The 19,334-nt window shown below is 74.1% G+C and carries 16 protein-coding genes; 12 read left to right on the top strand and 4 right to left on the bottom strand.

Annotated elements, in window-relative coordinates; genetic code table 11:
- The first annotated feature begins 126 nt into the window (after positions 1 to 126).
- A complete protein-coding gene (locus tag ACFXDE_RS38090; RefSeq protein WP_380438251.1) occupies positions 127 to 1,314 on the top strand; it encodes a PP2C family protein-serine/threonine phosphatase in 1,188 nt (395 codons plus the stop codon).
- A gap of 32 nt (positions 1,315 to 1,346) precedes the next feature.
- On the opposite strand, the gene ACFXDE_RS38085 is transcribed toward ACFXDE_RS38090, so the two are convergent.
- Positions 1,347 to 2,318, bottom strand: a complete 972-nt coding sequence (locus ACFXDE_RS38085; protein WP_380498921.1) for an endonuclease/exonuclease/phosphatase family protein — start codon at positions 2,316 to 2,318, stop codon at positions 1,347 to 1,349.
- Positions 2,319 to 2,396: 78 nt separating this feature from the next.
- On the opposite strand from ACFXDE_RS38085, the gene ACFXDE_RS38080 reads away from it, so the two are divergent.
- From ACFXDE_RS38080 to ACFXDE_RS38055, 6 genes are all read left to right on the top strand, one after another.
- On the top strand, positions 2,397 to 3,056 hold the full coding sequence (locus ACFXDE_RS38080) for a PadR family transcriptional regulator (RefSeq protein WP_380498920.1): 660 nt from the start codon (positions 2,397 to 2,399) through the stop codon (positions 3,054 to 3,056).
- A gap of 118 nt (positions 3,057 to 3,174) precedes the next feature.
- A complete protein-coding gene (locus ACFXDE_RS38075) occupies positions 3,175 to 3,948 on the top strand; it encodes an ABC transporter ATP-binding protein (protein ID WP_380438257.1) in 774 nt (257 codons plus the stop codon).
- Positions 3,945 to 6,818, top strand: coding sequence for an FtsX-like permease family protein (locus ACFXDE_RS38070; protein ID WP_380498919.1), 2,874 nt, complete (start codon positions 3,945 to 3,947; stop codon positions 6,816 to 6,818). Before ACFXDE_RS38075 ends, ACFXDE_RS38070 begins: the two co-directional genes overlap by 4 nt.
- A 167-nt stretch (positions 6,819 to 6,985) precedes the next feature.
- Positions 6,986 to 8,389, top strand: coding sequence for a dipeptidase (locus ACFXDE_RS38065; protein ID WP_380498918.1), 1,404 nt, complete (start codon positions 6,986 to 6,988; stop codon positions 8,387 to 8,389).
- A 125-nt stretch (positions 8,390 to 8,514) separates the two neighbouring features.
- Entirely contained in the window at positions 8,515 to 9,456 is a 942-nt protein-coding gene (gene nudC / locus ACFXDE_RS38060) for an NAD(+) diphosphatase (protein ID WP_380498917.1), read from the top strand.
- Between the two features lie 272 nt (positions 9,457 to 9,728).
- Positions 9,729 to 10,568, top strand: coding sequence for a GntR family transcriptional regulator (locus tag ACFXDE_RS38055; RefSeq protein WP_380438266.1), 840 nt, complete (start codon positions 9,729 to 9,731; stop codon positions 10,566 to 10,568).
- A 33-nt stretch (positions 10,569 to 10,601) separates the two neighbouring features.
- Here the strand turns inward: ACFXDE_RS38055 and ACFXDE_RS38050 are convergent, their stop codons facing one another.
- A complete protein-coding gene (locus ACFXDE_RS38050) occupies positions 10,602 to 10,859 on the bottom strand; it encodes a mycoredoxin (RefSeq protein WP_329928084.1) in 258 nt (85 codons plus the stop codon).
- A 305-nt stretch (positions 10,860 to 11,164) separates the two neighbouring features.
- Between ACFXDE_RS38050 and ACFXDE_RS38045 the strand changes: the two genes are divergently transcribed.
- The 4 genes from ACFXDE_RS38045 to ACFXDE_RS38030 all read left to right on the top strand — a co-directional run bounded on the left by ACFXDE_RS38045 (position 11,165) and on the right by ACFXDE_RS38030 (position 15,008).
- Positions 11,165 to 13,333, top strand: a complete 2,169-nt coding sequence (locus tag ACFXDE_RS38045) for an ATP-dependent DNA helicase UvrD2 (protein ID WP_380438282.1) — start codon at positions 11,165 to 11,167, stop codon at positions 13,331 to 13,333.
- 293 nt (positions 13,334 to 13,626) lie between these two features.
- Positions 13,627 to 14,082: a hypothetical protein gene (locus tag ACFXDE_RS38040; protein WP_380498916.1), complete on the top strand. Its 456-nt coding sequence runs from the start codon at positions 13,627 to 13,629 to the stop codon at positions 14,080 to 14,082.
- Between the two features lie 165 nt (positions 14,083 to 14,247).
- Positions 14,248 to 14,616 carry a WhiB family transcriptional regulator gene (locus ACFXDE_RS38035; protein WP_380498915.1) on the top strand — a complete coding sequence of 123 codons (369 nt, stop codon included), beginning with the start codon at positions 14,248 to 14,250 and terminating at the stop codon, positions 14,614 to 14,616.
- Between the two features lie 149 nt (positions 14,617 to 14,765).
- On the top strand, positions 14,766 to 15,008 hold the full coding sequence (locus ACFXDE_RS38030) for a hypothetical protein (protein ID WP_359966313.1): 243 nt from the start codon (positions 14,766 to 14,768) through the stop codon (positions 15,006 to 15,008).
- 194 nt (positions 15,009 to 15,202) lie between these two features.
- Here ACFXDE_RS38030 and ACFXDE_RS38025 read toward each other — a convergent pair whose 3' ends face one another.
- A complete protein-coding gene (locus tag ACFXDE_RS38025) occupies positions 15,203 to 16,567 on the bottom strand; it encodes an ABC1 kinase family protein (protein ID WP_380498914.1) in 1,365 nt (454 codons plus the stop codon).
- Positions 16,568 to 16,738: 171 nt separating this feature from the next.
- The gene (locus tag ACFXDE_RS38020; RefSeq protein WP_380498913.1) at positions 16,739 to 17,458 is read right to left on the bottom strand and encodes a TetR/AcrR family transcriptional regulator C-terminal domain-containing protein; all 720 of its coding nucleotides are present in this window, start codon (positions 17,456 to 17,458) and stop codon (positions 16,739 to 16,741) included.
- A 128-nt stretch (positions 17,459 to 17,586) separates the two neighbouring features.
- On the opposite strand from ACFXDE_RS38020, the gene ACFXDE_RS38015 reads away from it, so the two are divergent.
- Positions 17,587 to 19,137: an MFS transporter gene (locus ACFXDE_RS38015; RefSeq protein WP_380498912.1), complete on the top strand. Its 1,551-nt coding sequence runs from the start codon at positions 17,587 to 17,589 to the stop codon at positions 19,135 to 19,137.
- Positions 19,138 to 19,334 lie beyond the last annotated feature (197 nt).

Below are 19,334 nucleotides of genomic sequence, written 5' to 3'. Positions count from 1 at the left end.
CTATTGTGGGGTCGGTAACCGGTCAACCCCCGTACTCCGGCCGCCGGCGAGGCCCGCATTTCCTAACCCTCAGTCATCGCCGCAGGTGCCTCCGGGCATCGGCGTCTTCTGCTGGAGAAACCGAAGTTGAGCGCGACCGGATGGATCAGAGAGCGGTTCACCGGGCCGACCCCGGGACCCGCTCCGGGCACGACCGGCACCTGGCCGAGGACGGCGCTCGCGCTGCCCTACATCGGCATGGCGCTGATCGTCCTCCTCGACTACGTCAGCGGCACCGAGGTCACGGTCGAACCCGCCCTCACCGCCGTACCCGCGCTGGCCGCCGTGGTCAGCCGCCGCACCTGGTACCCGCTCGCCATCGGCCTGTGCACCGAGGCCGTGGCCTTCCTGATGGCCTTCCGCGGCGACGCGCTCGGCCAGTCCGTGCACGCCGCCAGCGTCGTCGCGATCGTCCTGGTCGCGGCGATCGGCTGGGTCAGCGCCACCCTGCGCCTGCGCCAGGAACGGGCGCTCGCCGACGCGCAGCTCGTCGCCTCGATCGCCCGCCGCGTGCTGCTGCGGCCCGTCCCCGAGCGGGTCGGCACCGTCCGCGCGGCCGTCCACTACGAGGCCGCCGCCGCCCACGCGCGGATCGGCGGCGACCTGTACGAGGTCGTCAACACCCGCCACGGCGTCCGGGCCGTGGTCGGCGACGTGCGCGGCAAGGGCCTCGGCGCGGTCGAGACGGCCGCCGCCGTCCTCGGCGCCTTCCGCGAGGCCGCGCACCAGGAGCCCGCGCTGGACCGGGTGGCCGGCTGGCTCGCCGTCAGCCTCGACCGGGCCCTGCACGAGAACGACCACCCCGGCGTCGAGGAGGAGTTCGTCACCCTCGTGCTGATCGGCGTCGCCCCGGACGGCACCGCCCAGATCGTCAACTGCGGGCACCCCTCGCCGCTCCTGCTGCGCGGCGCCGAGGTCCGCCCGCTCGAACTCGCCGAGACCGTGCCGCCGCTGGGCGTCCTCGACCCGGCCGACGTCCGCCCGCCGGTGCACCGCACGGCCCTGCTGCCCGGGGACCGGGTGCTGCTGTTCACCGACGGCGTCATCGAGGCCCGGGACCGCTCCGGTGCCTTCTACCCGCTCGCCGAACGCCTCCCGCACTGCGCCGACGGCCGCCCGGCCGACGTCCTGCTGCGCCTGCACGAGGACGTCGTGCGCCACGTCGGGCGCCAGCTCGGCGACGACGCGGCCATGCTGCTCCTCCAGTACGAACCCCAGTCCGCCCAGATCGCCCACGTCCCGCACCAGAACGGGGCCCTCTCGCACCTCAACTGAGGCCCGGGGCCGCAACGGCCGAGGGCCGGAGGCTACAGCGCCACCTCGACCACCAGCGGCCGGTGGTCCGACACCCCGGTGTGCGGCGCCGCCGCCGGGCCCACCGCGGTCCGCGGCACACCGACCGCCAGCACGTGGTCGAACTGCACCGCGGGCCGGTGCGCCGGGTACGTCGGCGTGCGCGCCAGGTCGTACCAGCCCTGCAGCCGGGCCCGCGGCTCGCGCACCCGCCGTCGGCGCGGCCCGGCCAGCACCGGCCGGGCCCGCCGCGCCTCGCGCAGCTCCCGCACGCGCGTGCGCGGCGCGGTGCGCTCCAGCGCCGTCGCCCCGCCGAGCACCGTGCGCGGCACCGCGCCCACCAGGTTGAAGTCGCCCAGCACCAGGTACGGCTGCGGCAGGTCCGCGATCCAGCGCCGGATGCCGGCCAGCTGCGCCATGTTCCACCCGGGCACGAAGGACAGGTGCGCGGCCACCACCGTGAACGGGCCGTGCTCGCCCTCCAGCACCGCCGCGAGGGCGGCCCGCGGCTCGTCCGGCACGGGGGTCAGGCCGCGCCGCCCGGCCACCCGTAGCGGCAGCCCGAACGGGGCCGGGGCGAAGCGCCGGGCCCGCCAGTGGCGCACCGGCAGCCGGGTCAGCAACGCCGTCCCGTACGAGGGCGCGGCGCCGTCGCCGACCTCGCCCGGCCCGTACACCTTCAGGCCGTTCGGCCCGGACGGCTCGCGCACCCAGCCGGCCACCGGCGCCGGGCGCCCGTGCAGCGCGGCGGCGAAGCGCCAGTCGGCGGCCCCCATCGCCTTGGCGGCGACGGCCGCCTGGTCGGTGCAACCCGAGCGCGACTGGTGGCGGTCCACCTCCTGCAGGGCCAGGACGTCCGCGTCCAGCGCGGCCACCGCCTGCGCCAACGGGTCGCCGGCGTCGGCCGGATAGGGCCGCGGGGCGCCGTCCGCGGCGAGCGGCTGACCGTGCAGCAGGTTGAAGGTGGCGATGCGCAAGTGGCTCACACCGCACGACGGTACCCGCTCGCCGGGGCCGGTCGCGTCGCTTGAGCCGGGAGGGCATACCGGGTATACATACTGAGTATGTCCATCCGTCACGGTCTGCTCGCCCTGCTCGACCAGGGCCCGCGCTACGGCTACCAGCTGCGCACCGACTTCGAGGCGCGCACCGGCGCCACCTGGCCGCTCAACGTCGGGCAGGTCTACACCACGCTCGCCCGCCTGGAGCGCGACGGCCTGGTCGAACCCGCGGGGGAGGACGACGAGGGCCACCAGTTCTACGCCGTCACCGAGGCCGGCCGGGCCGAACTGCGCGCCTGGTTCGACACCCCGGTTCCGCGCACCAACCCGCCCCGCGACGAACTCGCGATCAAGCTCGCGATGGCCGTCACCGTGCCCGGGGTCGACGTCTCCGCCGTCGTCCAGGGCCAGCGCCGGCACAGCATCAAGGCGCTCCAGGACTACACCCGGCTCAAGGGCCGGGCCCTGGCCGGCGAGGCCCGGCCCGGCGCCGGCGCCGCGCCCGCCTCGGCGGGCAGCGACCTCGCCTGGCTGCTCGTCCTCGAACAGCTGATCTTCCAGACCGAGGCCGAGATCCGCTGGCTCGACCACTGCGAGACCCGCCTCGCCCAGCAGGCCGAGCTCCAGCAGGCCCGGGCCGCCGAGGCCGCCGAGGCGGGCGGGGTCGCCGGCCAGGAGCCCGCCCGCACGTTCCGTCCCGGCCGGCGCCGCACGCGGTCCTAGCGCCGCGGGCCCCGCCCCGCCCCGGCGGCGCGCGGCCCCGGCCCGCCGGGGCCCCACCGACGTCACCGATCCACCGGCCCGGCCGCGACCGGGCCCACAACCAGCAAGAGGGGGGACCGTGTCCTACACAGACCCGACCAGCACCGGCGTCCGGCCCGTCCTGCACCTGGACGGCATCAGCCGGGTGCACGGCCAGGGCGCAGCAGAGGTGCACGCCCTGCGCCAGATCGACCTGCGGGTCAATCCCGGCGAGTTCGTCGCCGTCATGGGCCCGTCCGGCTCCGGCAAGTCGACCCTGCTCACCCTCGCCGGCGGCCTCGACACCCCGACCGGCGGCCAGGTCCTCGTCGAGGGCGTCGCCCTCGGCGGCCTGAGCCGCAAGCGCCTCGCCGAGGTCCGCCGCCGCTCCGTCGGCTACGTCTTCCAGGACTACAACCTGATCCCGGCCCTCACCGCCGCCGAGAACATCTCCCTCCCGCGCGAACTGGACGGCCTCTCCGCCCGCGCCGCCCGCCGCGAGGCCCTCGCCGCGCTGGAGGAGCTCGGCATCCCCGAGCTCGCCGACCGCTTCCCTGACGACATGTCCGGCGGCCAGCAGCAGCGCGTCGCCATCGCCCGCGCCCTCATCGGCGACCGCCGCCTCGTCCTCGCCGACGAACCCACCGGCGCCCTCGACTCCACCACCGGCGAGGCCGTCCTCGCCGTCCTGCGCGCCCGCTGCGACGCCGGCGCCGCCGCCATGATGGTCACCCACGAGGCCCGCCACGCCGCCTGGGCCGACCGCGTCGTCTTCCTGCGCGACGGCCGCATGGTCGACGAGAGCATCAGCCAGGACGCCGGCAGCCTGCTCGTCAGCGCCGCCACCAACGCCAAGCGCCAGGGGGAGGAGTGAAGTTCAGCTCCTGGCGGGTCGCCCTGCGCATAGCCCGCCGCGACGCCCTGCGCGCCAAGGGCCGCAGCGCCCTCGTGGTCGCCATGGTCGCCCTGCCCGTCCTCGGCGTCACCGGCGCCGACGTCGTCTACCGCAGCGCCCAGCTCAGCCCCGCCGAACGCGCCACCCGCCTGATGGGCCGGTCCGACGCGGAACTGCGCTTCCTCGAAGGCGGCGTGACGATCAAGCAGGCCCCCGACCCCAGCGAGGGCAGCAGCTTCGAGCAGCCCGTCGCCACCAAGGCGGGCGCACCCGACCTCACGCCCGAACAGCAGCGCAGCCGCGACACCGACCCCGCCGCACTCGCCGGCGCCCTCCTGCCCGCCGGCACCACCCTCGTCCCCGAGCGCATGGGGTCCTACACCGCCACCAGCAGCGCCGAGGGCCTCATCTCCGTCGACACGACCGAGGCCGACCTCACCGACCCCGTCTGGCGCGGCAAGATCAACATCGTCGGGGGCCGCGCACCGAGCGCCCCCCGCGAGATCGCCGTGACCCGCACCTTCCTCGACCGCTCCGGCCTGGGGCTCGGCGCCACCACCACCGTCCGCGGCCTCGACGCCACCCCCTTCACCATCACCGGCGTCGTCGAGTACCCCGGCGACCTCAGCGCCACCACCCTCGTCGCCCGCCCCGGGGAACTCGTCGAACCACTCGCCAAACTCCCCGGCGCGACCCCGCGCACGGGCGGCAACTGGCTCGTCAAGATGCCCGCCGGCACCGTGCTCGACTGGCCCAAGGTCACCGAACTCAACAAGTACGGCTTCACCGCCGCCTCCCGCGCCGTCCTCCTCGACCCGCCGCCGCGCGCCGCCGTCCCCTTCTACGCCGACCAGAACAACGGCACCGGACCCGCGCTCCTCGACCGCACCGCCATCGTCATCCTCGGCACCGTCGTCGGCATGGCCCTCCTGGAGATCGTGCTCCTCGCGGGCCCCGCCTTCGCCGTCGGGGCCAGGCGCTCCCGGCGGCAGCTCGGCCTGATCGCCGCCGGCGGCGGTGACCGCGCCCAGATCCGCGCCGTCGTCCTCGGCGGCGGCGTCGTCCTCGGCACCACCGGCGCCGCGGCCGGCCTCGCCGTCGGCATCGGCCTCGTCGCCCTCCTGCGCACCCGCGCCGAGGACTACGCCGGCCACCGCTTCGGGCACTTCGCCCTCCAGCCGCTCGACCTCGCCGGGGTCCTGCTCATCGGCGTCGTCACCGGCCTGCTCGCGGCCATCGTCCCGGCCGTCCAGGCCGCCCGCCAGGAGGTCGTCTCCGCACTCACCGGCCGCGACTCCCTCAAGCCGCCCAACCGCTGGCTCGCCCTCCTCGGCCTCCTCATGCTCGGCGGCGGCACCGCCCTCGCCCTGCTCGGCGCCGCCAGCGGCATCGCCAGCCGCACCATCGCCGTCCTCGGCGGCTCGATGATCGCCGAACTCGGGATGGTCGCCCTGGTGCCCTACCTCGTCGGCCTCTTCGGCCGCACCGGCCGCTGGCTGCCGCTCGGCCCCCGCCTCGCCCTGCGCGACTCGGTGCGCCACCGCGGCCGCACCGCCCCCGCCGTCGCCGCCGTCATGGCCGCCGTCGCCGGCTCCGTCGCCGTGTCCATCTACGCCGCCAGCACCGACGAACAGAACCGCCGCGGCTACGAGGCCTCCGCCCCCGCCGGCGCGGTCCTCCTCGGCACCGGCTGGGGCGCCGCCTCCGACGGCTCCCTCCTGCCCCGGATGCGCGACGCCGTCGAATCCAGCGTCCCCGACCTCGGCCCGCGCGCCGACGTCAAGAAGCTCACCTACCCCGCCGGCTGCGGGGAACACCAGGGCACCTGCGGATGGATCTCTCCCCTCCTGCCCAAGGACCTCCGCTGCCCCCTGGAGGACGACCACGGCAGCCTCTCCTCCGACGAGATCAAGCGGCTGCGCCACGACGACAAGCGCTGCCAGTTCAACGCCGGCCGACGCGGCACCTCCGTCTACGGCGGCATCGGCGCCGGTGACGCCACCATGCTGCGCAACCTGCACGGCATCACCGACCCGGCCGCCGTCCAGGCCCTCGCCGACGGGAAGGCCGTCGTCCTCGACCCGCGCTACATCAAGGACGGCAAACTGATCCTCCAGACCAACGACCCGATGCCGCTGCCCGCCGCCGGCACCAAGTCCGCCCCCTACGTCCCCTCGGAGGAAGAGGACCGCAAGCGCCGGCACGAGACCACCATCGACGCCTACCTCGCCAACTCGCCCATCCAGACCGGCATCGCCGTCATCAGCCCCGACACCGCCCGCCGCCTCGGCCTCGGCGTCGTGGACGGGGGCTCCGTCTGGCTGCCCGCCACCGCACCCAGCGACGGCGCCGAGCAGAAGGCCGCCGGTGCCATCGGCAAACTCGCCGACCACACCGAGTTCTCGGTCGAACGCGGCTACCAGCCCAAGGGCGACCTCATCAGCCTCGGCCTGGCCGGCTTCGCCGCCCTCGTCGCCCTCGGCGCCGCCGGCATCGCCACCGGACTCGCCGCCGCCGACTCCCAGCGCGACCTCACCACCCTCGCCGCCGTCGGCGCCACACCCCGGATCCGGCGCACGCTCTCCGGCTTCCAGTGCGGCGTCATCGCCGCCATGGGCACCCTCCTCGGCATCGTCTGCGGAGCCGTCCCCGCCGTCGCCCTGCGCAAGGTCCTCGGCGCGGTCGAGCCCTACCCCGGCATCAGCCCCGAGGAGATGGCCAACCGCTCCCTGGTGATCGTCCCGTGGGGCAACGTCGGCCTCCTCGTGATCGGCCTGCCGATCATCGCCGTCGGCCTCGCCACCCTGCTCACCCGCTCGCGGATCACCCTGCTGCGCCGCAGCGGCTGAGCCCGCGCGACCCGCCCGTCACCCGCCCGTCACCCGCCCACGGCAACCGTCCGTCACCCCGCCCGCCGCGCCACGGCGGGCGGGGTGACGGACGTTACAGCCCCCTTCGGGCCCGGCAGCCGGACGGCCGGGGCGGGCACCCGCACGGGCGAACTACAGTCGTCGGTATGACGAGAACCCCGGACAGCGCCGTCCGCTCCTACATCGACCAGCACCGGTCCGCCTTCCTGGCCGACCTGTCCGACTGGCTGCGCATCCCGTCGGTCTCCGCCGACCCGGCCCGCGCCGGGGACGTGCGGCGCTCCGCCGAGTGGCTGGCCGCCAAGCTGCGCGACACCGGCTTCCCGGTGGCGGAGGTCTGGGAGACGGACGGCCTGCCGGCGGTGTTCGCCGAATGGCCCTCGGGCGACTCGTCCGCCCCGACCGTCCTGGTCTACGGGCACCACGACGTCCAGCCGGCCGCGAAGGAGGACGGCTGGGACACCGACCCGTTCGAGCCGACCGTCGTCGACGGGCGGATGTTCGCGCGCGGCGCGGCCGACGACAAGGGGCAGGTGTTCTTCCACGCCCTCGGCGTGCGGGCCCACCTGGCCGCCACCGGGCGCACCGCGCCGGCCGTCAACCTCAAGCTGCTGATCGAGGGCGAGGAGGAGTCCGGCTCGCCGCACTTCCCGGCCCTGGTCCGGCGCGAGGCCGAGCGGCTGGCCGCCGACGTGGTGATCATCTCGGACACCGGCATGTGGTCGCGGACCACGCCGACCGTCTGCACCGGCATGCGCGGCCTGGCCGACGCCCAGATCGACCTGTACGGGCCGGACACCGACATCCACTCCGGCTCCTTCGGCGGCGCCGTGCCCAACCCGGCGCAGGTCGCGGCCGAGCTGGCCGCCGCCCTGCACGACGGCGACCGGCGGGTCGCCGTGCCCGGCTTCTACGACGGCGTGATCGAGCTGACCGAGCGCGAGCGCGCGCTGTTCGCCGAACTGCCCTTCGACGAGGAGCAGTGGCTGGCGGTCGCCAAGTCCTCCGGCACGCGCGGCGAGGCCGGCTACTCCACCCTGGAGCGGATCTGGGCCCGCCCGACCGCCGAGGTCAACGGCATCTGGGGCGGCTACACCGGCCCCGGCGGCAAGACCATCGTCCCGGCGTCCGCGCACCTCAAGCTCTCCTTCCGGCTGGTGGCCGGGCAGGAGGTGGAGAAGGTCCGGGAGGCCGTGCGCGCGTGGGTGGCCGAGCAGGTGCCCGCGGGCATCCGCTACGAGCTGGTCTTCCCCGGCGCGACCCGGCCCTGCCTGACGCCGCTGGACCACCCGGCGCTGCAGTCCGTCGTCCGCGCGATGGGCCGGGCCTTCGAGCAGAAGGTCCTCTTCACCCGCGAGGGCGGCTCCGGCCCCGCCGCCGACCTCCAGGACGTGCTCGGCGCGCCGGTGCTGTTCCTCGGCATCTCGGTGCCCTCCGACGGCTGGCACTCGGTCAACGAGAAGGTCGAACTCGACCTGCTGGCCAAGGGCGTGGAGACCGCCGCCTACCTGTGGGGCGACCTGGCCGAGAACTTCCGGCCCGGCGCGTGAACGGGCGCGGCGAGGCGGGCGCGTGAGCGAGCGCAGGAACGGGTGCGGGCCCACCGGGCCCGCCCCGGCAGTCAGATCACTCATCCGGATGATTCACCTGATGCACCACGTGGGGATGGAACGACGTGAGCACCGTGCCTGAGACCGAACGCCCCCTGTACCTGGCACTGGCCCGGGCCGGAGTGGACCGGGCGGCCGAGCACCGCTTCGACGAGCCCTGGCTCGCCGCGGCCTGGAGCCACCCGAACACCCGGGTGCTGCCGATCGCGGGCGGCGAGGCCTTCGTCGTCGACACCGCCGGGGGCACCGAGCTGGTCCTGCTGCCCTCCTTCGAGGCGCCGCAGACCGGCGACCGGTACTTCCTCGGCACCGACGACGACGGCGTCTCCTACTTCGCGCTGGCCGGCGAGAGCCTGCCCGGGCGCCTGGACGGCGACGCCCGTCCGGCCGGGCTGCGCGAGGTCGGCTCGCTGCTGTCCGACCGCGACGCGGGGCTGCTGGTGCACGCCGTCGCCCTGGAGCACTGGCACCGCCTGCACAGCTTCTGCTCGCGCTGCGGCCACCCGACCGAGAAGGCCGGCGCCGGGCACGTGCGGCGCTGCACCTCCTGCGCGGCCGAGCACTACCCGCGCACCGACCCGGCGGTGATCATGGTGATCACCGACGAGCAGGACCGCTGCCTGCTCGGCCGCCAGGCGCTGTGGCCCGAGGGCCGCTGGTCCACCCTGGCCGGCTTCGTCGAGCCGGGGGAGTCGATCGAGCAGGCCGTCGCCCGCGAGGTCCACGAGGAGGCCGGCGTGCGGGTCGGCGAGGTGCGGTACGTCGCCAGCCAGCCCTGGCCGTTCCCGTCCAGCCTGATGCTCGGCTTCACCGGCAAGGCGCTGCCCGGCGGCACCGAGATCACGGTGGACGGCGAGGAGCTCGCCGAGGCGCGCTGGTTCTCGCGCGAGGAGCTGCGGGCCGGCATGGAGGCGGGGGAGATCCTGCCGCCCTCGGGGATCTCGATCGCGCGCCACCTCGTCGAGCTCTGGTACGGCGAACCGCTGCCGTCCGCGGCACGCTGGTAATCCGCTCCCGGGCGCTCCCGGAAAGCCCGGGAAGGCCCGGGAGAGTTCGGGAACGCCCGGGAAAGCTCAAGAAAAGGGGGCGCGCGGCACATGCCGTGCGCCCCCTTTTCCGATTTCGATCCCTTTCGGAAGCCGCACCCTCCGGATGTTCGTGACCGGACGGGCCGTACCCGCCCAGGCCGCCCACCGCCCGGCGCGCACCGCCGACCCGCGCGGACGACATTGCCGGAAACGGCTGAAACCGCGTCACCGCGCTCGCTACATTCACTCGGGTGACAATCCCCCGGGGCACCGCCCAATCCCCCAAATACCAGCGCCTCGCCGCCGACCTGCGCCGCCGCATCGCCGAGGGCGAGTTCACCGCCGACGCCGCCCTCCCGGTCGAGAGCGAACTGGAACGCCAGTACGGAGTCGCCCGCAACACCGTCCGCCTCGCCGTCGACGTCCTCGTCAACGAAGGCCGGCTCGTCCGCCTCCAGGGCAAGGGCACCTACCTGCGCGAACACCCCGTCCTCGACCACCGCGCCTACGGCCCCGCGCTGCCCACCGCCCCGCGCGACTGCCTCGCCGTCCCCACCGCCGTCTACCTCGGCGAGGCCGCCGACGCCGGCCGCGAACTCGGCACCGACTTCGAGATGATGATCGTCCGCGCCCGCGTCGACATCGCCGAACGCCTCGGACTGCGCCCCGGCGAGGCCATCGTCGTGCGCCGCCAGCTGCGCACGCTGGACCGCGAGCCGTACTCGATCGAGGAGAGCCACTACCGGGCCGGGCTCGCCGCCGGCACCCCGCTGATGGAGCCCGACGCCGTCGAGGGCGGGGACGAGGCCGTCCTCGCGGCCCTCGGCCGCACCGAGATCGGCGCCGTCGACCACCTCGTGGCCCGGATGCCGGGACCGGAGGAGGCCCAGTGGTTCCAGGGCGGCCCCGGCGTGCCGCTCATGGTGCAGACCCGCGTCACCTACGACCGGCGCGGGCCGGTGCGGGTCATCGAGACCCGCTACTCGGCCGACCGCTGCCGGCTCGTCTACGGCGTCGGCGACCTCGGCGCGCGCACCACGCTGCCCGCGCCCGCGACGCCCGTCGACCAGGCCCCGGCCGACGCGCCCTGAGACGCGCGCCGGGGCCCGGCCGCCGGGCCCGGATCAGGCCGCGAGGGCCTTCTTGACCTGCAGCAGGCTCGGGTTGGTCATGACCACCCGCTCGCCGCCGCCCGCCGGCGTCACCAGCACCGTCGGGACCGTCTGGTTGCCGTTGTTCACCGACTCGACGAAGGACGCCGACGCCGGGTCCTCCTCGATGTTGATCTCGGTGTAGCCGATGCCTTCACGGTCCAGCTGGCTCTTGAGTCGATTGCAGTACCCACACCAGGTCGTGCTGTACATCGTGACGGTGCCGGACATCGGGGGGACTCCTTCGGGGAGGGGGCGGACGGTCTCTGGTTCTCCGGACGCAACGTCCGACGCGCGGCGGGCATTCCGGCCGCCGCGTCCCGGAAGGGCCGCGGCCGCCGCGCCCGGGAGGCCGCCGCGTCGCGGAGAGGCAGAGCGATCATCCTGCGATCACACCGGGCCTGTGGACAACCCGGCCCCGGTTGTCCCACCGGGCTGAGAGGATGGAACGCATGCAGGAAGACCTCTTGAGCGGCGGCCCCGGCGACCTCTGGACCGACCCCGCGGCGGCGGCCCGCGACGCCGGCCCCGACGCCGTGCTCGCCGGCCTCGACCCCGAACAGCGCGCCGTCGCCACCGCCCTGCACGGGCCCGTCTGCGTCCTCGCCGGCGCCGGCACGGGCAAGACCCGCGCCATCACCCACCGCATCGCCTACGGCGTGCGCAGCGGCGTCTACCAGCCCCAGCAGGTCCTCGCCGTCACCTTCACCGCCCGCGCCGCCGGCGAGATGCGCGGGCGCCTGCGCCAGCTCGGCGCCGACGGCGTCCAGGCCCGCACCTTCCACTCCGCCGCCCTGCGCCAGCTCCAGTACTTCTGGCCCCGCGCCGTCGGCGGCCCCGTCCCGCAGCTGCTCGAACGCAAGATCCAGCTCGTCGCCGAATCCGCCGGCCGCTGCGGCCTGCGCGTCCAGCGCACCGAACTGCGCGACCTCACCGCCGAGATCGAATGGGCCAAGGTCACCCAGATCGGCCCCGACGACTACCCCGCCGCCGTCCAGAAGTCCGGCCGCGACGCCCCCCGCGACCCCGCCGAGACCGCCCAGGTCTACCGCGTCTACGAGGAGGCCAAGAGCCGCCGCGGCGTCATCGACTTCGAGGACGTCCTCCTGCTCACCGCCGCCATCCTGGAGGACCGCCCCGACATCGCCGACCAGGTCCGCGCCCAGTACCGGCACTTCACCGTCGACGAGTACCAGGACGTCTCCCCGCTCCAGCAGCGCCTCCTCGACCAGTGGACCGGCCCCGGCGGCGGCGCCAGCCTCTGCGTCGTCGGCGACGCCAGCCAGACCATCTACTCCTTCACCGGCGCCACCCCCGACTACCTGCTGAACTTCCGCAGCCGCCACCCCGAGGCCACCGTCGTCAAGCTCGTGCGCGACTACCGCTCCACCCCCCAGGTCGTCCACCTCGCCAACGGACTCCTCGCCCAGGCCCGCGGCGAGGCCGCCCGCCACCGCCTCGAACTCGTCTCCCAGCGCGAAGCCGGCCCCGAACCCGGCTACACCGAGTACGAGGACGAGCCCACCGAGGCCGAGACCACCGCCCGCCGCATCAAGGACCTCCTCGCCACCGGCGTCCGCGCCAGCGAGGTCGCCGTCCTCTTCCGCACCAACGGCCAGTCCGAGGTCTACGAACAGGCCCTCGCCGACCTCGGCGTCCCCTACCAGCTCAAGGGCGCCGAGCGGTTCTTCGAACGCCCCGAGGTCCGCGACGCCGGCGTCCTGCTGCGCGGCGCCGCCCGCGCCGCCGCCGACCCCCTCACCGCCGGCGCCCCCGACCTGGCCGGCCAGGTCCGCGCCGTCCTCGCCAGCCGCGGCTTCACCCCCGAACCGCCCGCCGGCTCCGGCGCCGTCCGCGACCGCTGGGAGTCCCTCGCCGCCCTCGTCCGGCTCGCCGAGGAGTTCGAGCGCACCCGCACCGCCGAAGGACTGGGCGCGGACCTCGCCGCCTACGTCGCCGAACTCGACGCCCGCGCCGCCGCCCAGCACGCCCCCGCCGTCGAGGGCGTCACCCTCGCCTCCCTGCACGCCGCCAAGGGCCTCGAATGGGACGCCGTCTACCTCGTCGGCCTCACCGAGGGCACCCTGCCGATCATCTACGCCAAGACCGACGAACAGGTCGAGGAGGAGCGCCGCCTCCTCTACGTCGGCGTCACCCGCGCCCGCAAGCACCTCTCCCTCTCCTGGGCCCTCTCCCGATCCCCGGGCGGCCGCGCCAGCCGCAAGCCCACCCGCTTCCTCGACGGGCTGCGCCCCGGCTCCGCCGCCCCCGGCACCCGCACCGGCGCGCGGGGCGGGCGCGGGGGCGTGGAGTTCGGCGAGCGCGCCGCCGGGCGGAAGGTCCGCGGACCGGTCAAGTGCCGCGTCTGCGAGCGCGTCCTGACCGACGCCGTCGAACGCAAGCTCCGCCGCTGCGAGAGCTGCCCGTCCACCATGGACGAGGCGCTGTACGAGCGGCTGCGCGAGTGGCGCGCCCGGCAGGCCAGGAAGCAGGGCGCCCCCGCCTACGTCGTGTTCACCGACGCGACGCTCATGGCGATCGCCGAGGACGTGCCCGCGAACCGCCAGGAACTGGCCCAGATCTCCGGGGTCGGCGCCATGAAGCTGGACAAGTACGGGGCCGCCGTGCTCTCGTTGTGTGCGGGGGAGGAGCCCGAGGAGGAACCGGACGGCGTCATGGACGACGGTCCGGTCGAACCGGCGTGAGCCGGTCCGGGCGTGGTCACGGGGACTGCTCAGGGGACTCCCGCGGGGCATCGGAACGCGCCGTCCGGCGCGACGCGAAACGCGACGCGAAAACCGCCGTGAAAAATAGTTTGCGCGGCGTACCGGGAGCGCAATAGCCTGCCGGAGCGGTCAAGGGGACGCGAACGCACGGGGTGACGCCTGTGCCGAGTTCCCGCGCCCAAAGCTTCACCAAGACAGACATCCGAACATCGGAGCAGGGGAAACCCGGCTCCGCGAGACGCCGAGAGGAGGCGAAGACAGTGGGAAACATCATGATCACCAAAATGACTGGCCGGACCGTTGTCGCTGCCTCCCTGCGTGATGCCCTCCTGTGGGCGCCCGCAGAGCTCGGTGGAACCGGTCTGGGTCTCGACACCACCGGTGTCTCCGTCGTCCCCGCCGTCGCTGTCAGTGGTCTCGGACACACTGATCTGTGCGTCGCGAGCGGCAGGAGCGTCGAAGGCGCCTCCGTCGAGACCGGTCTGTCCCGCGATTGGGCGTCGTTCGGCACGCCGCGCTCCGAGCGCGACGAGCGACCGACCCAGGCACCGAAGGCGGTCGTAGCCGCAGCCATGCATGGCGGCTATGCGCAGGTCATCGGTGCCGGAAACGCCCAGAAGCAGAACGAGCAGCAGATCAACAAGCAGGCCATGGCCGCCTTCATCGGCGCCACGGCCATCCGGATGCGGGCCTTCCGCGGGCCTGAACCCTGGAGAGAACGAACCTGAAACCTCAGGTCGGCACCTCCAGGGCCGCGGAACCCGTCACACCGGGATCCGCGGCCCTTCTGTTTTGTCCGGTACGCAAGACCACCCAGGCCCCCCGGGGCCTCCGGCCCAGCCCCACCAGTCAGCCGGGCCGGAACCACTGAGAAGACGAGGAAGACGCAGACAGTGTCCACGGTCATCACACCGCCCACCCCGTCCGTACCGCCGACAAGCCAGATCACCAAGGCCGACCAGGCCGACCCCCCGGAGGTTCTTTCCATGCAGCTCAGCTCGATCGAGCAGGCCGAGGCACTCGGTTTCCCCATCCCCTGCCGCGCCTTCGACCCCGAGGTCTTCTTCGCCGAGACGCCCGCCGACGTCGAGTACGCGAAGTCCCTCTGCGGCACCTGCCCGGTCAAGGAGGCCTGCCTGGCCGGCGCCCTCGAGCGCCGCGAGCCCTGGGGCGTCTGGGGTGGCGAGCTCTTCGTCCAGGGCGTCGTCGTGGCCCGCAAGCGGCCCCGTGGCCGTCCGCGCAAGACCGAGGTCATGGCGTGAGCCCCGACCTCGGAGCCGGAGCCGTCCGCCGGGGAGAACAGCCCCCACTGGACAGTTCCCTCCGCCGCTCCGTGCGGATCGCCGCCGCCAAGGCCGACGCGGCCCGCACCAACCCCTTCCCGACGACGCACCACGAGCAGGACCACCACATGACCGCCGCCATCGACCCCGCCGTCCGCGCCGAACAGGCCAACGAACTTCAGATCCAGAACAGGACCCTCGAAATGCAACTCCTCCACGAATCCCTGGCCCGCGCCCATATGCAAGACCGGCTGCACGAGGCCGAGCACCAACGGCTCGTCCTGCGCATCGCCCGGGCGCGCAAGCTCAAGCAGCGGGCCGAGCGCGCCTCGCTGCGGGCCCGCAAGGCCCTCGCCGTCGCCCTGATGTAGTCCGGCCCCGGTTCGACGCGCGCGCCCCGTGGCCACGCGCGGCCACGCGCGTGCAGGCGCGCACGGACAGGCAAAGGACGAACGGCAGACCCCCGTCGCACCGCAGGCCGCCCCCCGCACCCGGGGAGCGGCCTGCGGCCGTTCTGCTGGCTACTCGGCTCCGACTCGTCGGTGCCCCGGGCTTCCCCGGCCCCTCAGCGGCCCTTGCGGGCCCGCTTGCCACCCGGCCCCTGCTCGGCGAACTCCGGCAGCCACTCCAGCATCTCCGCCCGGAACGGCGCCTTCGCCCCCAGCTGACACAGCACCCCGATCGTGCTCAACGTCACCCGGTGGATCAGCAGGTACGACGGCGGCAGGTTCAACTGCTTGCCCAGGTTGTAGGCAGGCGACCGCGGATCCGCGATCCGCGCCGCCTGCGCCCGCATCCACGCCCGCGTGAAGTGGAACGAATCCACCGCCGCCGGCTCGATGATCGGCACCAGGTAGTCCAGCACCGCGTCCGCATCCAGCTCGATCGAGGGCTTCACGAAGCCCTCCACCCGCAGCATCTCCAGCACACCCGCCGCATCACCGGCCAACGCCATCCGCAGCGACGCCCCGATCGGCGCCGGCAACCCACCCGGCAACCGGTCCACCGTGCCGAAGTCCAGCACCCCCAGCCGCCACCCCGACACCGGACCGTCGTCCTTCAACAACCGGAAATTGCCCGGATGCGGATCCGCGTGCAACAACCCCGTCCGCGCCGGACCGGCGAACAGGAACCGGGCCAGCAGCCGGCCCGCACGGTCCCGCTCCTCCTGGCTCCCGCCCGTGATCACCTCCGCCAGCGGCGTGCCGTCCATCCACTCCGTCACCAGCACCTGATCCGCCTGCGCCACCACACCCGGCACCACGATGTCCGGATCGCCGGCGAACTCCTCGGCGTGCCGACGCTGCGCCTGCGCCTCCAGCTCGTAGTCGAGCTCCTCGGAGACCCGCTCGCGCAGCTCGGCGATCAGCGGCTTGATGTCCAGCCCCGGGATCAGCGGGCCCAGCAGCCAGGCGACGCGGCCGAGTTGCGACAGGTCCGCGAGCAGCGCGTCACCCGCGCCCGGGTACTGCACCTTGACGGCGACCCGTCGGCCGTCGTGCCAGACCGCCCGGTGCACCTGGCCGATCGAGGCGGCGGCCGCCGGCCGGTCGTCGAACTCCCGGAACAGCTCACGCCAGTTGGCCCCGAGGCGCTCGGCGAGCGCGGTGTGCACCTTGGCGGCGGGCATCGGGGGAGCGGCGTCCTGCAGCTTGGTGAGCGCCGCCCGGTACGGGCCGGCGACCTCCTCGGGCAGCGCGGCCTCGAAGACGGACAGCACCTGCCCGAACTTCATGGCCCCGCCCTTGAGTTCGCCGAGCACCTTGAACAGCTGGTCGGCGGTGGCCTGTTGCAGCTCGGCCGTCACCACCTCGGCGGACCGGCCGCCGATCCGCCTGCCCAGGCCGAGCGTGGCGCGGCCGGCTATCCCCAGGGGCAGGGCGGCGAGCCGTGCCGTGCGGGTCACTGCCTTGCGCGGAAGATCGCTCACCGGGCCTCCATCCGACACACCCCCGGCCACCCGGTACCGGACGGCCGACCATCACTACGCCATTGTGCCCGCTCGCCGCCCCGCACCAGCCCGTATTTCGCGCAGGCGTGAGCGGCGCATCGGTGTCGGACCGGTGGCGTACGGGCGGCGTACCGGCGGCGGATCCGCGGATCAGCGGGGCAGGCGCAGGGCCAGGCCGTCGAGGACGACCTCCAGGCCGTAGCCGAACTTGCTGTCGCGGATGGTCACCGGGTCGGTGTCGGCGGCGGTCGCGTAGGCGTCGGCGAGGTGCTCGAAGCCGTCGGCCGCCTCCTGGGCGGCGGGCATGAGGCGGGCGATGAACTCGGCCTCCGTCTGGCCGGACCGGGCCACCGTGGTGAGCCAGGCCGACTCCGTGGTGCCCATGCCGATCGTGTAGCAGACCAGGGTGTCGATCGCCCGGACCGGCTCGGGGAACCCGGCGGCGGTGAACAGGACGGTCAGCTGCTCGGCGAACGACATCAGGTTGGGGCCCAGGTAGGCGAGGCCCGCCTGGCCGAGGACGGACGACAGCCAGGGGTGGCGCAGCACCGTCGCGCGGAAGGCCTGGGCGGCCTCGGTGGCCGCGGCGCGCCAGTCGGGGCTGTCGGCGGGCGGGAGGACGATCTCGCCGAAGACCTCGTCGACCGCGAGCTCCATGAGCTCGTCCTTGGTCGCGACGTGGCGGTAGAGGGAGGTCGCGCCGGCGTTCAGGCGGGCGGCGAGTTTGCGCATGCTCAGCGCCTCGATGCCCTCGGCGTCGAGCATCACGATCGCCTCGCGGACGATCGCGTCCCGGCTGAGCGAGGGCTGGTCGGGCTCGCGCCGGCGGCGGGCCCATACGGACGGGATCGGGTTCGTGCTGGCGGCCATCGGCATCCCCTTCTGCGTACACCGTTCGCATTCAGCGTACAGCAAGCGCCAGTTGCGCACACTGTTCCTCGATGCGTACAGTGTGCGCAGCGACGGAACGCAGCGCGCACCGAAGGAACGGTGTGCGCATGGAGAGGGGAGATCTCATGCAGGCCCGCAACCCGCACCGCTGGTGGATCCTGATCGTGCTGTGCCTGAGCTCGTTGGTCCTGGTGATCGACAGCATGGCGCTGACCGTGGCCGTGCCCTCGATGACGGCCGACCTCGGCGCGAGCGCCCAGGACACCCAGTGGATCCTCGACTCCTACGTCCTGGTCTTCGCCGGGCTGCTGCTGACCTCCGGCAGCCTCGGCGACCGCTTCGGCCGACGGAAGATCATGATCATCGGCCTGCTGCTCTTCGGCGCGGCGTCCCTGGCCGCGACCTTCTGCACGAACCCCGGTGAGGTGATCGCCTCCCGCGTCGCGATGGGGGTCGGCGGCGCGCTGATCATGCCGTCGACGCTGTCGATCCTCATCACCGTCTTCGACGAGGACGAGCGCGGCAAGGCGATGGCGGCCTGGGGGTCGGTGGCGATGCTCGGCCTCGTCGGCAGCCCGGTCCTCGGCGGTGTGCTGATCGACCACTTCTCGTGGCACTCGATCTTCTTCCTCAACGTCCCGGTCGTCGCCCTCGCGATCCTCGCCGGTCTCGTGCTGATGCCGGAGTCCAAGGGGCCGTGGCAGAAGCCGGACCCGCTCGGCGCGGTGCTGTCCGCGGTCGGCATGACGGCGCTGATCTGGTGGATCATCGAGATCCCGCAGCACGGCGCCTTCGGCGGCCGGTCGCTGGTCACCCTGGGTGTGGCGGTGGTGGCGCTCGTCGGGTTCGTGGTCTGGGAGAACGTCACCGACGCGCCGATGGTGCCGCTGGTCCTCTTCGGGCACCGCGACTTCAGCGGCGGCTCGCTCTCGCTGACGCTCGTCCAGATCGGCAACGGCGGGCTGCTGCTGGTCCTCACCCAGTACCTGCAGTTCGTGCTGGGCTACTCGCCGGTCAAGGCGGGGCTCGCGTTCATGCCGCTCGCCGTCGCCGCGCTGATCGGCAACGGGGCCGGGGCCAAGTTCGCCGCGAAGATCGGCAACCGCCTCCTGATCCTCTCCGGGATGCTCGCGATGGCCGCCGCCTTCGGGCTGCTGACCACCGTCACGGCCGACGGCGGCTTCACCGTTCCGGCGGTCGCGCTCGGCCTGCTCGGGCTCGGGGCCGGTCTGGCCATGCCGGCCGCGGTGGGGGCGCTGATGGGCACCATCCCGGCGGAGAAGGCGGGCGTCGGCTCGGCGCTCAACGACACCATCCAGCAGGCCGGCACCGCGCTCGGCATCGCGATCCTCGGCTCGCTGCTGTCGAGCGGTTTCGCCGCCCGGATGCCGGCGGGGCTGCCGGACGGGGCGAGGCACTCGATCGCCGGGGCGCTGGCCGTCGCGAAGGGGGACGCCGGGCTCGTGCACACTGCTCGGGAGGCGTTCACGAGCGCGATGACGACCACCTTCACGATCAGCGCGATCGGGGTGCTCGCGGCGGCGCTGGTGGCCACGCTGGTCATGCGGGGCCGCCCGGCGGGGGCGGAGCGGGCGGCGGCGGCCGATGCGGCCGATGCGGCCGACGAGCGGGCGGAGGATGCGGAGCTCGCCGCCTGACGGGGCGCAGCCCGAGGTGTCCACACCGAGAAGGCCGGTGCCCCTGGGGGTACCGGCCTTCGGTGCTGTGTGCGAGAAGTCGGCGGGGCCGACTTCTCGGTCTTGTCCACCTGCTCCATGCTCTGCGTCCGGGAGGGGGGCGGGGGGGCGGGCCGCGCGGGGGGGGGCCGGGGGGCGGGGGGAGGGGGTGGGCCCGC

The organism is Kitasatospora sp. NPDC059408 (assembly GCF_042751525.1).
Taxonomy (GTDB): domain Bacteria; phylum Actinomycetota; class Actinomycetes; order Streptomycetales; family Streptomycetaceae; genus Kitasatospora.
This window is presented reverse-complemented; position numbering and strand designations above follow the sequence as displayed.

Coding starts and splice junctions, on each gene's coding strand:
- ACFXDE_RS38065 (WP_380498918.1), top strand. CDS start 6,986: ATGACGAGAACCCCGGACAGCGCCGTCCGCTCCTACATCGACCAGCAC.
- ACFXDE_RS38015 (WP_380498912.1), top strand. CDS start 17,587: ATGGAGAGGGGAGATCTCATGCAGGCCCGCAACCCGCACCGCTGGTGG.
- ACFXDE_RS38080 (WP_380498920.1), top strand. CDS start 2,397: ATGTCCATCCGTCACGGTCTGCTCGCCCTGCTCGACCAGGGCCCGCGC.
- ACFXDE_RS38050 (WP_329928084.1), bottom strand. CDS start 10,859: ATGTCCGGCACCGTCACGATGTACAGCACGACCTGGTGTGGGTACTGC.
- ACFXDE_RS38040 (WP_380498916.1), top strand. CDS start 13,627: ATGATCACCAAAATGACTGGCCGGACCGTTGTCGCTGCCTCCCTGCGT.
- ACFXDE_RS38020 (WP_380498913.1), bottom strand. CDS start 17,458: ATGGCCGCCAGCACGAACCCGATCCCGTCCGTATGGGCCCGCCGCCGG.
- ACFXDE_RS38030 (WP_359966313.1), top strand. CDS start 14,766: ATGACCGCCGCCATCGACCCCGCCGTCCGCGCCGAACAGGCCAACGAA.